Source organism: Pandoraea sp. NPDC087047 (assembly GCF_044745225.1).
Lineage (GTDB): Bacteria > Pseudomonadota > Gammaproteobacteria > Burkholderiales > Burkholderiaceae > Pandoraea.
Genome location: NZ_JBIUZU010000004.1, coordinates 1 through 13,829 on the forward strand (window position 1 = coordinate 1; position 13,829 = coordinate 13,829).

The window sequence follows — 13,829 nt, forward strand, 5'->3', positions numbered from 1 at the left end:
GCGGCAGGTTTAGCGCTTGATGGCCGTTACCTCTGTGTTCGATTAGGACGGTTGTGGATCGTGTATCTGCACCGCTGGCTCTTCACGCTCTGGGGTGAAGTTCGGCTCGCTACGCTAGTAGATTGCGGGTCCGAACTGGTTTGATTGGGACGGTTGTGGATTGCGTATCTGCACCATCGGCCTTTCGTACCCTCTGGGTGGACTTGGCGCGTTCGCTGACAGATATGCGTACCTAAATTGATAGCCGTTACCCTCGGCGCATCGCTGAATGCTGGCACCGTGCGCATCTGCATCACTGTTTTTCGTATTCCTGGGAGCAGATTCAGCGCGCTCGCGGAGCAGATGCGTATTTGAGTCGACGGTAGCTCGATCCATGGTATTCGCTCATCTGCCGTTGGTTCAGAAGAAGTGCCTTTAGGGACTCGAAAGCGGGAGCGCAGATCGCAGTGGACGCGATGTGGGGTATCGCTCGTTAATCACTCGGCGTGAATGACTCGCTCGGTGCAAGTTCGCAGTGGGTCGAAAGCGGTAGTGCTGAGGGTTCCAATATCACGCGCTTGGCGATCTGGAGATGCACGATGCTCGATCTAGATGGCGCGACTGTCTGCTTACCTGGCCGGCGTGGGCATAGGCTCACGCAGTTGATGCAGGATAGACGAGACGGTTGCCGGCGACTTTGTATCGCGCAATGTCCTGATCGGGCATACAAGGTGACGGTGACGGGCAGGGAAGAACCGCGGAGGGCCGCTGTGAGCCGACGCACGCCAAATCGGCATCCATCGACTCACAGGGTAATGCGTACAACCTGAACCTAAGACATCATCGGGCTTTCACGCCGCACTTTAGCGCGTCGTGGAGAGCACCCGGCGAACGATAACCACGCAGATGCCTGCGAACACCACCAGGGCGAGCCATTCCGACGTCGGCGCAAAGCTGCTGCCCACAATCGCCAGGGGGGCATCGGAACCGGTGAAGCCGACCATCATCGCCATCGCCACGCCCACCAGACTCTCACCGACGATCAGGCCCGATGCGAGCAACACGCCGCGTCGTTCCGCCGCTTCGGCAAACGGGCCGAAGTCCTTGCCCTGCGCCTTCGCACGCGCCTTGAGTACGCGTTGCGCGATCCACCCTAGCAGTGCACCGATTACCAGCACCGAACCAATCGTCGGCGGCAGGTAGATACCGATACCGACAGCAATCACCGGCACGCGTGCGACACCGCCTCGCTTGGCCAGCGCGGCATCGATAGCGATCAACGCCATACCGAGTACCGCGCCGATGCCGAGCATCGACCAGTCGAGTTTGTGCGTAAAGATGCCCTTGGCAATCGCCGTCATCAGAATTGCCTGTGGCGCCGACAGTGCCTGCGACGGATCCATCCCCGGACGCGGCAACGCATCCGTAAATCCATACGCGTTGTAAAGCAGGTTCAGCACAGGCGGAATCACCGCAGCACCCACGACACACCCGACAAGCAACGCCACCTGCTGACGCCAGGGCGTCGCCCCGACCAGCCAGCCCGTCTTCAGATCCTGAAGGTTGTCGTTCGAGATCGTCGCGATGGCGATGACGGCCGACGTCGTGAAGAGCGCCAACGCAATCGCGAGCTTGCTACCTTCGCTGGTATCGAGCAATCCGCTCGCCTGGCTGACGCTGAGAATCAGCAAGGAGACGAGCACCACGGCAACGATCCCGATGCCCGAGATCGGGCTGGCGGACGAGCCCACCAGTCCCGCCATATAGCCGCAAGCGGCCGCCACCAGAAAGCCGAAGACCACCGCGAACACCACGCTGCAAACCACCAACGTCGCGATGCCGCCGAACGACAACGGTGCGTCCGCAAGGAACACGCCGAACGTCACGACCCACACCGCAACGCACAGGAGCGTGAGACCGATCACCCAGAACGGCGACAGGTCCTGCTCCGTGCGTCCCAACGTCTTGCCGTCCTGGCCGCGCGCGCCACGCGACTTGCCCAATGCGGCGAACGATGTCTTCACGCCGTCGACCATCGGCTTCGCCAGCGTGATCAGCGTCCAGATCGCGGCCACGCCAATGACACCGGCGCCGATAAAGCGAACCTTGTGTTGCCAGAGCCCGTTGGCAAACGCGGCCATCGCCAAGCCATCGGGATTCGGTGTGATGGACGTCAGCACCGGCACGGCGATACCCCACGTGAGCACCACGCCGAGCAGGATCGCCAGACCCGACACAATGCCGATGAGATAGCCGGCACCGATCAACGCGAGCGAGAAACCAGTCGTCAGACGGAAGACGGCGGCGCCCGCGGGAATCCACGCGGTAATGCTCTCGCCGAGCACCTTCAGCCCGGCCGTCGCAAACGCGAACAGGGCGGAGACGATGCCGCCGAAGGCAATCTCGCGCACACCGCTTGCCTCATTGCCGGACGATGCCTTCTCATCCTTCCCATTGGCCGACGATGCCGCATCATCTCCCTCACTGCCGACGCGCAGAATCTCCGCCGCCGCCACGCCTTCGGGATACGGCAGATCGCTGTCGACGACCATCGCGCGCCGCAGCGGAATAGTGAACAGCACGCCGAGAATGCCCCCCGATGCGCAGATCGCGAGCGTCAGGCCGAACGGAAAGCCCTGCCAGTGACCAATCATCAGCAAGCCGGGCAGCACAAAAATGATCGACGAGAGTGTGCCGGCCGCAGACGCCTGCGTCTGCACCATATTGTTCTCGAGGATATTGCCCCCGCGCAGCGCGCGCAGCACCGCCATGGAAATGACGGCGGCCGGGATGGAGGATGAAAACGTCAGTCCGACTTTGAGGCCGAGGTAAACATTGGAGGCGGTGAACACCACAGTGATCAGCGCGCCGAGGATCATGCCGCGCACCGTCAGTTCGGGAAGCGTGACGGCGTCGGGAATTCGGGTCGGATGAGATGCCATGTACGAATCAGGGGGGATTTTTCGCCCAGTGGGAATGTGGCGCAGATTGTATGCGCCCGCGTGGTGCACCGCCAGTCTTGACGGCAGTACTAGAACGACCGTTCGAATCTGACCCTTTGACGCCGTGCAATACCCCAGCGCCTTACTATCCCCGCCCCGCGCACCCAAACCGCGAATGTCCGTCACATCCATCTCGTTACTCGATGGAATCCAACTTTTCTTAATCGATTTACTGATGGGATTATGCGGGTTTTCCCTGAAACAAAGTGAGCGCGCGAACCCGCCAGGGAAACGGGATTCGCGCGCAACAGGAAAGGAGCTTTCCGATGTCCAGTCTGCATACCTCAACACATCCGGTACCTCATGCGAGCAGCGCACGTCGCTGGCTGGTGCTGGCTATCGTGTCGGTGGCGCTGCTGCTCATCGTGATCGACATGACGGTGCTCTATACGGCACTGCCTCGTCTGACCCACGATCTTGCAGCGACGGCCTGCGCCAAGCTGTGGATCGTCAACGCATACGCGCTCGTCGTGTCGGGCCTGCTGCTCGGCATGGGCACGCTCGGCGACCGTCTCGGTCACAAGCAGCTCTTCCTCGCCGGCCTGATGGTCTTCGGTGTGGCGTCGCTTGCCGCAGCGTTCGCGCCGAGCGCCAATGTGCTCATCGTCGCGCGCGGTTTGCTCGGCGTTGGCGCGGCCATGATGATGCCGGCGACGCTCTCGCTGATTCGCCTGACCTTTGCCGACGCCGGCGAGCAGGCGCTCGCGATCGGCATCTGGGCATCGGTCGCGTCGGGCGGTGCGGCGTTCGGGCCGATCGTAGGCGGCGCATTGCTCGAGCATTTCTGGTGGGGATCCGTTTTCCTGATTAACGTGCCGATCGTGCTCGTCGCGCTGCCGATCGCCTGGTGGCTGATTCCGAAGCGTGCTGCGACGTCGACTCAACCCTGGGATTGGCTGGGGTCGCTGCTCTTCATGGTCGGACTGATCGGTGTGACGTATGCGATCAAGAGCGCCGGCAAATCGTCCCCCGACTGGGCGCCGGTCGGCATCGCGATGCTCGTGGGAGGGGTATTCCTGTGGGCGTTCGTGCGACGTCAGCAACGCAGCGCCCATCCGTTGCTCGACTTCGCGCTGTTCCGCAATTCGGTGTTCGCGGGGGCCGTGGCGGCCGCACTGATGGCCGCCGCCGCATTGATCGGCATGCAACTGGTGTTCAGTCAGCGTCTGCAACTGGTGCTGGGCTACTCGCCGCTGGAGGCCGGATTGGCCAGCATGCCGATGTCGCTGGCGGCGTTCGTGGCCGGACCGATCGCCGGGCGCATGTTGCCGCGCATGGGCAGCGCGCGCATGTTGGCGATGGCGTTGACGATGTCGGGGCTCGGCATGGCGGGCTATCTCTTCCTGCGCGACGCGGGGTTCATGGGGTCCGCGCTGGCGCTGGCGACACTCGGCGCTGGCGTCGGTGCGACGATGACCGCCGCATCGAGCACCATCATGCAGAGCGCGCCGCCCGAGCGGGCGGGGATGGCGGCGTCGGTCGAGGAGGTTTCCTATGAACTCGGCGGCGCACTCGGCGTGACGTTCATGGGCAGCTTGCTGACGTTCGTCTACGGCCGCGCGATGGACGTCGCGCAAGTGGCGACGTTGCCGGACGCCGTGCGCGACAGTCTCGACGAAGCGCAACGGGTGGCCGAGCACCTGCCGCCCGCGGCGGCCGACGCGCTCAGGACCTTGTCGAGTGCGGCCTTCAACCACGGCTTCGATGCCGTGATCGGTGCAGGTGCGCTGCTGCTGTTCGCCACGGCGATCTGGGGACGCTGGCACGCGCGTACGCGCTAACCAGCACCCGTTGCTCGCGGCAGCATCGGCGCTGGCCGCCGCGAGTCAGGCGTCGGCGTTGCTCGATCGGATTCGCTGAGGTTCCTGCGCGGGCCCGCATCGTTCTGACGGAGCGGCGCCTGCGGGCATGGCAGGGTGCCTGCCGCGCGCGCCGATACGCCAGTCACTCACTGCAACGAACACGACAGCCAATGCGCGATGCGCACGCCGTCGAGGCGCGAGCCTTCCGGCGTGTCGCTGCCGAGCATCGTCACGATCACGGGACGCTGCTTGTGCACCATCATGCGCATCACCATGTTGTGTCCCGACTCATTGATAAAGCCCGTCTTTTGCACGCTGGCGTCCACTTTGCCGTAGCGCACCAGCCGATTCGTGTTGACGTACTGCAACTGCCCTTTGCCCGTACTCACCAGTTGCTGGCGATCGATGGAGTAGCGGCGAATGAGCGGATAGCGGTTCGATGCGCGCACCAGACGCGCCAGCTCGCGCGCCGTCGACACATTGCGCGGCGAGAGTCCCGTTGCGTTTTCGAAGCGGGTATTGGGCATGTTCAGCAAGCGCGCCTTGGCGTTCATAGCGGAGATGAAAGCCGCGCGTCCTCCCGGATAATCGCGGCTCAACGCCGCCGCGGCGCGATTCTCCGAGGCCATCAGGGAGATGTGCAGCATCTCGGCACTGGAGAGCGTGGAGCCCACGGCCAGACGCGAATGCGTGAACTTGAGCGTATCGAGATCCGCGTTCGTGACGGAGAGCGGCGCCCGCATCGTTGGGGCGCTATCGAGCCAGACGACCGCGGTCATCAGCTTCGAGAGCGACGCGATAGGGCGCACCTGATCCGCGTTGAGCGCGAAGAGCGGCGTGCGGGTTTTCTCGTCGACGATATAGACCGCCTTCGAGAACAGGCGCTTGCGCGACACCGGGGTGAAGCCGCATCGCGCGAGCAATTGGGGCTTGGCGTGCGTGCTGACTTGGCGCGACGTCGCCGCTGGGGCTGTCGCTGCTGCCGCTGCATTCGCGGTAGTCGCGGTTGCGGCCGCAGCCCCGGCGGCGACGCCGGCCTTCGGCACCGCCTTGCGCCTGGCCACCGTCGGGGAACGCTTGGCGGTCGACTTCGCGGCCTTTGCCTGACGCGGTGGCGTCGCCTTATGGCCTGAGCGCGCCGAACGTGCCGGGCGTGCCTTGGTCGCCTGACTCGCCGTTCCTTTGCGCGAACGACTCGCTGCCGTCGACTTGCGCTGCGAGGCCTTCGTCGACGGCTTCGCCACCGGTTTCTTCTTCTTGACGGCGTCGTGACGGCGCTTGCCCGTACTCGCATGATGCGCATTGGCGGCGAGGGCGTCGCTCACCGGCAACCCTGCGATAAGCAGCGTCAGGCCGAAGAGCACCAGACGAGCGAGCGCTATCGCGCGCGGCGACAGGCGGTAGAGACGAGGCAGGGACGGGCTGAGCAGCGGGTACCACAGGGCAGACATCTTCGCGCGGTTCCGTAGTGAGAGGGTTGTGAAAAACCTTGCGGCAGGACGATTCGCCGATTCACGCCAGCGAGTAAAAAACGGCCTCACGCAGCGACAGCGGCTACGCAAGGCACAGGCGCAATACACGGGGAAACCCGTTGGACGGCACGACAGCGAGGAGTTCCTGAGTTTTCGGTGGACGTATTACAAAAAGTTACAAGTGAAGAACCTTCGGTGTGCGAAAGCTCTGCGCCGCACGGCAAATTAGCTTTGCGCAATTGGTTATTGGACGCTGCCGCGCACGGCTTCCTAGACTGTGCGTTCGCCTGAATCGGCGCCACCCATACCAACATCAAGGGGAATTCTTCATGCAACGCCGCCAATTGTTTCGTCTGCTCGGCAGCCTCTCGCTCGCATTGGCCATCGGCTCGCTCGGCACGATGGGGGCGCACGCGGCCGACAAGCCGCTCAAGGTCGGTGTGCGCGGGGGCGTTGACGAAGAGATCTGGGAAGTGGTCACGAAGGTCGCGAAATCGCGCGGCCTGAACGTCGAGCCGGTGGTGGTCAGCGGCACCGCGAGCCCGAACGAGGCGCTTAACAATGGCGACCTCGACGCCAACTCGTTCCAGCACATTCCCTTCCTGCGCGATCAGGTCAAGCAGCGCGGTTACAAGATCGTGCCGGTGGCCGACACGCTGATTTCGCCCATCGCCTTTTACTCGAAGAAATACAAGTCGCTCGAATCGCTGCCGGAAGGCGCGAAGATCGGCTTGCCGAACGATCCGAGCAATCAGACCCGCGCCCTCGTGATTCTGCGCGACCACGGACTGATCAAATTGCGCGACGGCTTCGATCCGTACACGGGCACCGCCACGTTGGCCGATGTGACGGCCAATCCGCGCAAGCTCCAGTTCATCGAGAGCGCTTCGGTCGTGCTGGCGCGCTCGCTGCCGGACGTGGACGCCTCGGCCATCGTCAACAGCTTCGCCTATCAGGCCGGTCTGATCGCCACGCGCGACGGCATTGCCGTGGAGAAGCGCGAGAACAATCCGTACGTCAACATCATCGCCGTGCGTGAGAAGGACAAGAACGCGCCGTGGGTCGCGCCGCTGGTCAAGGCTTATCAGTCCGACGAAGTGCGCAAGTTCATCGAGACGAAGTACCAGGGCTCGGTCGTCCCGGCGTTCTGATCGCGCTCACCTTGCACTTACCCTGCGCCCGCTTCGGCAAGCCACGGCGGGCGCGTCGGCGCAATACGCAACAGGTAATAGGTCATACGCAACACGTCACCAGCGAGGAACCCGCGATGACTATCCGTCACACTTCCACGGCGCCCATCACCCGTTTGCCGACCGCCGCGACGCGCGAAGTCGCGCATATCACGTTCGACGGGCTCGGCAAGATTTACCCCGGGGCATCGAGCGCCGCGCTACAGGACATCTCCTTCGCGGTGCAGCGTGGGGAGAGCTTCGGCATCATCGGCCGCAGCGGCGCGGGCAAGTCCACGCTGCTGCGCACGATCAACGCGCTCGAGTTGCCGAGCACCGGCCATGTGAGGGTGGACGGTGTCGATGTGGCATCGCTCGGCGAAGACGCGCTGGTCGGGCTGCGCCAGCGCGTCGGCATGATCTTCCAGCATTTCAATCTGCTGTCGGCGAAGACCGTCTTCGAGAACGTTGCGCTGCCCCTGCGTGTAGCGGGCGTGCCGAAAGCACAGATCGCGCCGCGCGTGAACGAACTCCTGTCGCTCGTGGGACTGTCGGGCAAGGCCGACGCCTATCCCGCGATGCTCTCGGGTGGTCAGAAGCAGCGCGTGGGCATTGCGCGCGCGCTGGTGCATCGCCCTGAAGTCCTGTTGTGCGACGAAGCCACGTCCGCACTCGATCCCGAGACGACCGATGCCATTCTCGCGCTGCTCGGCGACGTACAACGCGAATTCGGCCTGACGGTCGTGCTCATCACCCACGACATGGGCGTGATTCACCAGGCCTGCGACCGCGTGCTGGTGCTCGATCAGGGACGCATCGCCGAGCTGGGCCCGGTCGACGACGTCTTCGCGAATCCGCAGGCCGAAGCCACGCGCGCGTTGCTGCGGCCGTTGCAACACGCCTGGCAGGGCCGTGTCGAGCAACGCGCATCGCGCAAGCAAGCGCACGCCCATTGAATCCCCCGGACACCCTCAGACACACCTTATGCTCGACAAATATCTGCGCGCGCTCGGCGAAACGTTATTGATGGTCACGAGTGCATGCGCCATCGTCTTCGCGGTGGGCATGCTGCTGGCCGTCGTGCTGGTGATGACCGCGCCGGGCGGCCTGGCCCCGCGACCACGCTTCAACCGGGCACTGTCGATCGTCGTGAACCTGTTTCGCGCCGTGCCGTTCATCATCCTGCTCGTGGCGCTGCTGCCGGTCACGCGCTGGATCGTCGGCACGACGATGGGGACGTGGGCGGCCGTGGTGCCGCTCGCCGTCCATCTGATTCCGTTCTTCGCGCGCGTGACGCAGGTCGGCCTGCGCGAAATCGACCCGGGCCTGATCGAGGCAGCGCGGGCGATGGGCTGCCGCCGCTGGCATATCGTGCGCCATGTGCTGTTGCCTGAAGCGTTGCCCGCGATTCTCGGCGGCGCGACGGTGACGGTGATCGCGATGGTCGGTGCATCGGCCATGGCCGGCGCCGTGGGGGCGGGCGGTCTGGGCGATCTCGCGGTGCGTTATGGGTATGAGCGCTATGAGACGAGCGTCATGTTCAACGTAATCGTGATTCTCGTGGCGCTGGTCACGCTCGTGCAGTTCGGCGGAGAGCGGCTCGCACGCCGTGTCGATCATCGCCGCTGAACCTGCTCGGGAACACGTCACAAAAAAATGGGGCCGCGCGAGCGGCCCCATTTCCTATTCGGACGGACCCGGACATCGTCCGGATCGGATCCTCCGTCAATACCCGAGTGCGAGACCCGTATTGCGACGCGGATCGTTCGCGCCGTAGAAACGGTTCTTGCCGATCGGCTTGCCGCCGAGCGACGGGGCGCCGACGAGAATCGCCGCGATGTGGTTAGCCGGTTGCGGGCCTGCGAACTTCTGGCCCCAGCTTTCCAGGATCTTCTGCGTGTCCGGGCTCAGGGCGAACGGCTCGAGGTTGGTCGCCTCGGGCATCCACTGCTGGTGGAAGCGCGGTGCATCGACAGCTTCCTGCAGGCTCATGCCGTAGTCGATCACATTGAGCATCGTGAGCAGCGTTGCCGTAATGATGCGGCTGCCACCCGGCGTTCCCACGACCATGACCGGCTTGCCATCCTTCGTGACGATGGTCGGGCTCATCGACGACAGCGGACGGCGGCCCGGGCCGATGGCGTTCGCCTCGCCCTGGATCAGACCGTACATGTTCGGCACGCCCACCTTCGCGGTGAAGTCGTCCATTTCGTCGTTGAGCAGCACGCCCGTGCCGTTGGCCATGACCTTCGCGCCGAACCAGTCGTTGAGCGTGTAGGTGACGGATACGGCATTGCCGTCCTTGTCGATGATGGAGTAGTGCGTGGTGTTGCTGCCTTCATGCGGCGGCACCCCCGGCTTGATCTCTTGCGAGATACCGGCCTTTTGCGGGTTGATCGCTGCGCGAATCTTGGCTGCGTAGTTCTTGTCGAGCAACTGGGCGATCGGGTTCTTCACGAAGTCCGGGTCGCCGAGATAGCTGTTGCGGTCGACGTACGCGTGACGCATGGCCTCGATGGTGTAGTGCACGCCCTGTGCCGAGTGATAACCCAGCTCCTTCATCGGGTAGCCTTCGAGGATGTTCATGATCTCGCAGATCACCACGCCGCCCGAGCTCGGGGGCGGGGCCGACACCACGTGATAGCCGCGATAGTCGCACTCGACCGGCGCGAGTTCGCGGGTCTTGTACTGATCGAGGTCGGCCTGCGTGATGATGCCGCCGCCTGCCTTCATCGAGGCCACCAGCTTGTCGGCGACTTCACCCTTATAGAAGCCGTCGGTGCCCTTGGCGCTGATGAGCTTGAGCGTGCGTGCGAGATCCTTCTGCACGAGGCGCTCGCCGGGCTGGAACGGCTGGCCCTTGTTCAGGAAGATGGCGCCCGAGTTGGCGCGATCTTTTTCGAAGTCCTTGGTGGACGTCCACAGCATGTCGACGTCGCCCTGATCGAGCACGAAGCCCTTATCGGCCAGCGTGACGGCCGGGGCGAGCAGTTGCTGACGCGTCTTCGTGCCGTATTTCTCGCGCGCGTACTCCATGCCCGACACGGTGCCCGGCACACCCACGGCCAGATAGCCGGTGGTCGAGGCGCCCTTGATGACGTTGCCGTCCTTGTCGAGATACATGTTGGCCGTGGCGGCGAGCGGGGCCTTTTCGCGGAAGTCGAGGAACGTCTTGCGGCCGTCGGCGAGCTGAATCGTCATGAAGCCGCCGCCGCCGATGTTGCCGGCCGCGGGGTACACAACAGCAAGGGCGTAACCCACGGCAACGGCGGCGTCGATGGCATTACCGCCGGACTTGAGCACGTCGACGCCGACTTTCGACGCGAGATGCTGGGCCGTCACGACCATGCCGTTCTCGGCGCCAACCGGCGCCTGCGATGCCGCGTGAACGTTGAACAGTGCGCAACTCAAGGCGACGGCCAGGAGCGCTTTGGAGGGGGGCAGGTTTTTCATCGTCGATCTGTGGTTCTTGTCGTAAGCGAGATAAAAGGAGGGACTTCAACTGCGCATGACGACGGGCACGCGACGGGCAGCTCGCCCTCGCACGGGTGCCGGCATGGCACCGTTCCGGGGGGATGTCTCCGCTGCTGAATGTCGTTGGGAAAAATCCCGTCGTTGAGCGAACGGTACCGCATAACGGGTAATTGGGGAAAGATGCGCAAAAAGTCCGGCGGACGGGCCACGACACGTGATCGAGTGGCTCTGGACAATTCGCGAAAGTGCTCGCAAGCCTTCGCCGGCGCGCACTTGCTCCTATTTAGGGTCGGATGTGTGGCGAGGTTTGTTCGTCGAAACGAAGGGATCTCGACGCGAAACATCAGGAAAAGTCGAGAATCCGCCGGAGGGTGTTGCGCTGTCACCACGCTGTCATGTGCGCAGTGTTCGGGCGAGCAGGGGGGAGGTCAAACGGAACGCCTCGCGTAAAGCGAGTCATCGCGAAGCGAGTGTTGAGAGAGATTGAACTACGTGTTGAGTATTTTTTCAGCCCCGGCGGGGCCGATGCCGCGACGACACGGCGTCGCTGACGACGCCGTCCAGATCAGACGATCACATCATCAGACAAGCAGGTCTTCGTAGAACGCACCGAACGCGCGCGTGGGGTGCGCGATCTGGATTTCCAGAATCCACAGTCCGCCGCTGGGCGTGTCGGCCAGATCGGCAAGTCTGCCGGCCTTGTAGATGGCGTGCGGGAAGTCGCTCACGCGATGGCCCTTGATGTCCAGGTTGAGCACCCAGCCCAAGGCTTGGGCTTGCGCCTTCGCGAATTCGTACAGCGCCTGACCGCTCACGCCTTCGCGGCGCCAGTGATCCTGAACGATGTCGAACAGACGCTTCGCGTCGTCGGCGCAGCGTTGCATCTCGGGGTCGGCGCCGGTCGTGCGCGTAAAGCCGCAATCGCCTTCGTGCGCACCGAACACCACGCCGATGTCGATGAAGTAGATGTCGTCGTCGCCGAGCACCGGATCGTTCTCGCTGCGTTCGCTGAAGGTGCGCAACGTGTTCTCGCCGAAGCGAATCAGCACCGGGTGCCAGATGCGGTCCATGCCGAGCGTGCCCAGCAGCGCCTTGCTCGCCTCGATGGCTTCGGATTCGCGCATGCCCGGCTTGATGAGGGCGGCGATCTTCTCGGTCGCGTCCCACGTGAGTGCTTGCGCCCGTTGCATGGCCGCGGCGCTGAATTTTGCGCCGACCGCTTCGCGTTGTGCCAACTCCATCGAATCTTCTCCGCTGATTATTTTGACTTTGGGGGGGCGTCTGCCGCGTTCCATCCATTGCAACAGACGTCATGGCGATCGAGTATATGGGCTAACTTGTATAATTCGAAGCGCCATTTGTCGCGGTCGCGATTGGGCCACTTTGCATGGCTCATGTCGTGGCATGCGGTGCAAACGCTCCTCGAAACCTCCTCGCCCAGCCGCCCAATGCGCCGACGTCACCTCAGCCAATCGCTCGAATTGCCGCTTGCGGACCGTCATGAGAAGGAGACGCGTCAGGCGTGGGTCTACCGCTGCGTGCGCGAGCGCATCGTGGCGGGGGAGTTGCAACGCGGCGACCGTCTGCCCTCCACACGCACGCTCGCGGAGCGGTGGGGCGTGTCGCGCGGTATCGTCGAGTTGGCTTTCGAGCAACTGACGCTCGAAGGCTACGTTGTGAGTCGCGTGGGCGCGGGTACGGAAGTGCTCGCGGATCTGTCCGGTACGATGAGCCCGCCCGGCGGGCCTCATCACGTTCTCGCGTCGAACGAACCGCTGCCGGAGAGCGCCGCATCGCTCGCGCTCAAGACCGGTCGCTCGGTCGACGCCGCGCTGTTCTCGCTTCCCGTTTGGCGCAAGCATATGAATCGCGCGCTGCGTGCCGTCACGCCGGAGCTGCTGGCCGACACCGACCCGCGCGGTTATCTGCCGTTGCGAGAGAGCATCGCCCGCTACGTGCGCATGACGCGCGGCATTGCATGCAACGCTGCCGAGATTGTGGTGACGACGGGCATTCGTCACGCGATCGATCTCGTGACGGAAGTGCTGACGCACGAGTCCACCACGTTCTATCTCGAAGATCCCGGCTACAAGAACCTGGCGACGCTGGTGCGCGCGCCGTCCGAGCGCTGTGTGAGCGTGCCGGTCGACGACGAAGGTTTCGACGTGGAAGCGGCCGGGCGCGCCGGGGCGGGACGCGCGGGCATCGCCTACGTCACGCCTGCCCATCAGGCGCCGCTGGGCACCACAATGTCGATCAACCGCCGCATGCAGATGCTGGAGTGGGCGGCGGCGCGCGACGTGTGGATCGTCGAGGACGACTACGACAGCGAGTTCAGCTACGGCAGCGCGCCGTTGCCGGCGCTCAAGGCCATCGACACGCAGGGTCGCGTGATTCATTGCAGCAGCTTCAACAAGTCGCTGTTTCCGTCGTTGCGCATCGGTTATCTGCTGGCGCCCGCCACGTTGCTCGCGCGCATTGCGGGGCAGCGTTCTGCGTCGGGTCGCGCCAATAGCCTCATCGAGCAGATGGCGCTGGCGACCTATATCGACGCGGGCGATTTCGCCCGGCATTTGCGCGCCTCGCGCAGTGTGTATCTGCGACGTCGCAACCTGTTGCTGGAAACGCTGCGCGCCCGGATGACGACGCCATGCCGGATCACCGGCGATCACGCGGGCTTTCACTGCGTGCTCTGGCTGCCCCAACACGTGGACGAGGTGGCGCTCGTCGCAACGCTGCGCGAGCAGGGCGTGTTCGTGGAGGGACTCGGGGAGTTTACCCGGGCGCAGGCGCGGCCCCCCGGGCTGGTGCTCGGCTACGCCGCGCTGGAAGACGCGCGGTTGCCGGAGATCGCGACGCGCATTGCCGCCGCCATCGCCATCGCCATCGCCATCGCCATCGCCATCGCCATCGCCATCGCCGCGGCATAGC

8 protein-coding genes and 1 pseudogene are annotated in these 13,829 nt (G+C 64.1%); 5 read left to right on the top strand and 4 right to left on the bottom strand.

The window, feature by feature from the left end; all coding sequences use genetic code 11:
• Positions 1-842: 842 nt before the first annotated feature.
• Entirely contained in the window at positions 843-2,921 is a 2,079-nt protein-coding gene (locus tag ACIPHM_RS08005) for an OPT family oligopeptide transporter (protein ID WP_400326599.1), read from the bottom strand.
• 326 nt (positions 2,922-3,247) lie between these two features.
• Here ACIPHM_RS08005 and ACIPHM_RS08010 point away from each other — a divergent pair, with 326 nt between their 5' ends.
• Positions 3,248-4,762: an MFS transporter gene (locus tag ACIPHM_RS08010; RefSeq protein ID WP_400326601.1), complete on the top strand. Its 1,515-nt coding sequence runs from the start codon at positions 3,248-3,250 to the stop codon at positions 4,760-4,762.
• 167 nt (positions 4,763-4,929) lie between these two features.
• Here the strand turns inward: ACIPHM_RS08010 and ACIPHM_RS08015 are convergent, their stop codons facing one another.
• Entirely contained in the window at positions 4,930-6,234 is a 1,305-nt protein-coding gene (locus tag ACIPHM_RS08015; protein ID WP_400326604.1) for a serine hydrolase, read from the bottom strand.
• Between the two features lie 350 nt (positions 6,235-6,584).
• Here ACIPHM_RS08015 and ACIPHM_RS08020 point away from each other — a divergent pair, with 350 nt between their 5' ends.
• From ACIPHM_RS08020 to ACIPHM_RS08030, 3 genes and pseudogenes are all read left to right on the top strand, one after another.
• A complete protein-coding gene (locus ACIPHM_RS08020) occupies positions 6,585-7,406 on the top strand; it encodes a MetQ/NlpA family ABC transporter substrate-binding protein (protein ID WP_400326607.1) in 822 nt (273 codons plus the stop codon).
• A 116-nt stretch (positions 7,407-7,522) separates the two neighbouring features.
• Positions 7,523-8,323, top strand: a pseudogene (locus ACIPHM_RS08025) (methionine ABC transporter ATP-binding protein); the annotation flags it as partial.
• An 85-nt stretch (positions 8,324-8,408) separates the two neighbouring features.
• Positions 8,409-9,053: a methionine ABC transporter permease gene (locus ACIPHM_RS08030; protein WP_400326610.1), complete on the top strand. Its 645-nt coding sequence runs from the start codon at positions 8,409-8,411 to the stop codon at positions 9,051-9,053.
• A gap of 96 nt (positions 9,054-9,149) precedes the next feature.
• Here the strand turns inward: ACIPHM_RS08030 and ggt are convergent, their stop codons facing one another.
• Together ggt and ACIPHM_RS08040 are read right to left on the bottom strand one after the other, a co-directional pair.
• Positions 9,150-10,772, bottom strand: coding sequence for a gamma-glutamyltransferase (ggt, locus tag ACIPHM_RS08035; protein WP_400327472.1), 1,623 nt, complete (start codon positions 10,770-10,772; stop codon positions 9,150-9,152).
• A 707-nt stretch (positions 10,773-11,479) separates the two neighbouring features.
• Positions 11,480-12,139: a M24 family metallopeptidase gene (locus ACIPHM_RS08040; RefSeq protein ID WP_400326613.1), complete on the bottom strand. Its 660-nt coding sequence runs from the start codon at positions 12,137-12,139 to the stop codon at positions 11,480-11,482.
• A 207-nt stretch (positions 12,140-12,346) separates the two neighbouring features.
• On the opposite strand from ACIPHM_RS08040, the gene ACIPHM_RS08045 reads away from it, so the two are divergent.
• Positions 12,347-13,828, top strand: coding sequence for a PLP-dependent aminotransferase family protein (locus tag ACIPHM_RS08045; protein ID WP_400326616.1), 1,482 nt, complete (start codon positions 12,347-12,349; stop codon positions 13,826-13,828).
• The last annotated feature ends 1 nt before the right edge of the window (position 13,829 follow it).

Coding starts and splice junctions, on each gene's coding strand:
- ACIPHM_RS08005 (WP_400326599.1), bottom strand. CDS start 2,921: ATGGCATCTCATCCGACCCGAATTCCCGACGCCGTCACGCTTCCCGAA.
- ACIPHM_RS08010 (WP_400326601.1), top strand. CDS start 3,248: ATGTCCAGTCTGCATACCTCAACACATCCGGTACCTCATGCGAGCAGC.
- ACIPHM_RS08015 (WP_400326604.1), bottom strand. CDS start 6,234: ATGTCTGCCCTGTGGTACCCGCTGCTCAGCCCGTCCCTGCCTCGTCTC.
- ACIPHM_RS08020 (WP_400326607.1), top strand. CDS start 6,585: ATGCAACGCCGCCAATTGTTTCGTCTGCTCGGCAGCCTCTCGCTCGCA.
- ACIPHM_RS08030 (WP_400326610.1), top strand. CDS start 8,409: ATGCTCGACAAATATCTGCGCGCGCTCGGCGAAACGTTATTGATGGTC.
- ggt (WP_400327472.1), bottom strand. CDS start 10,772: ATGGTCGTGACGGCCCAGCATCTCGCGTCGAAAGTCGGCGTCGACGTG.
- ACIPHM_RS08040 (WP_400326613.1), bottom strand. CDS start 12,139: ATGGAGTTGGCACAACGCGAAGCGGTCGGCGCAAAATTCAGCGCCGCG.
- ACIPHM_RS08045 (WP_400326616.1), top strand. CDS start 12,347: ATGCGCCGACGTCACCTCAGCCAATCGCTCGAATTGCCGCTTGCGGAC.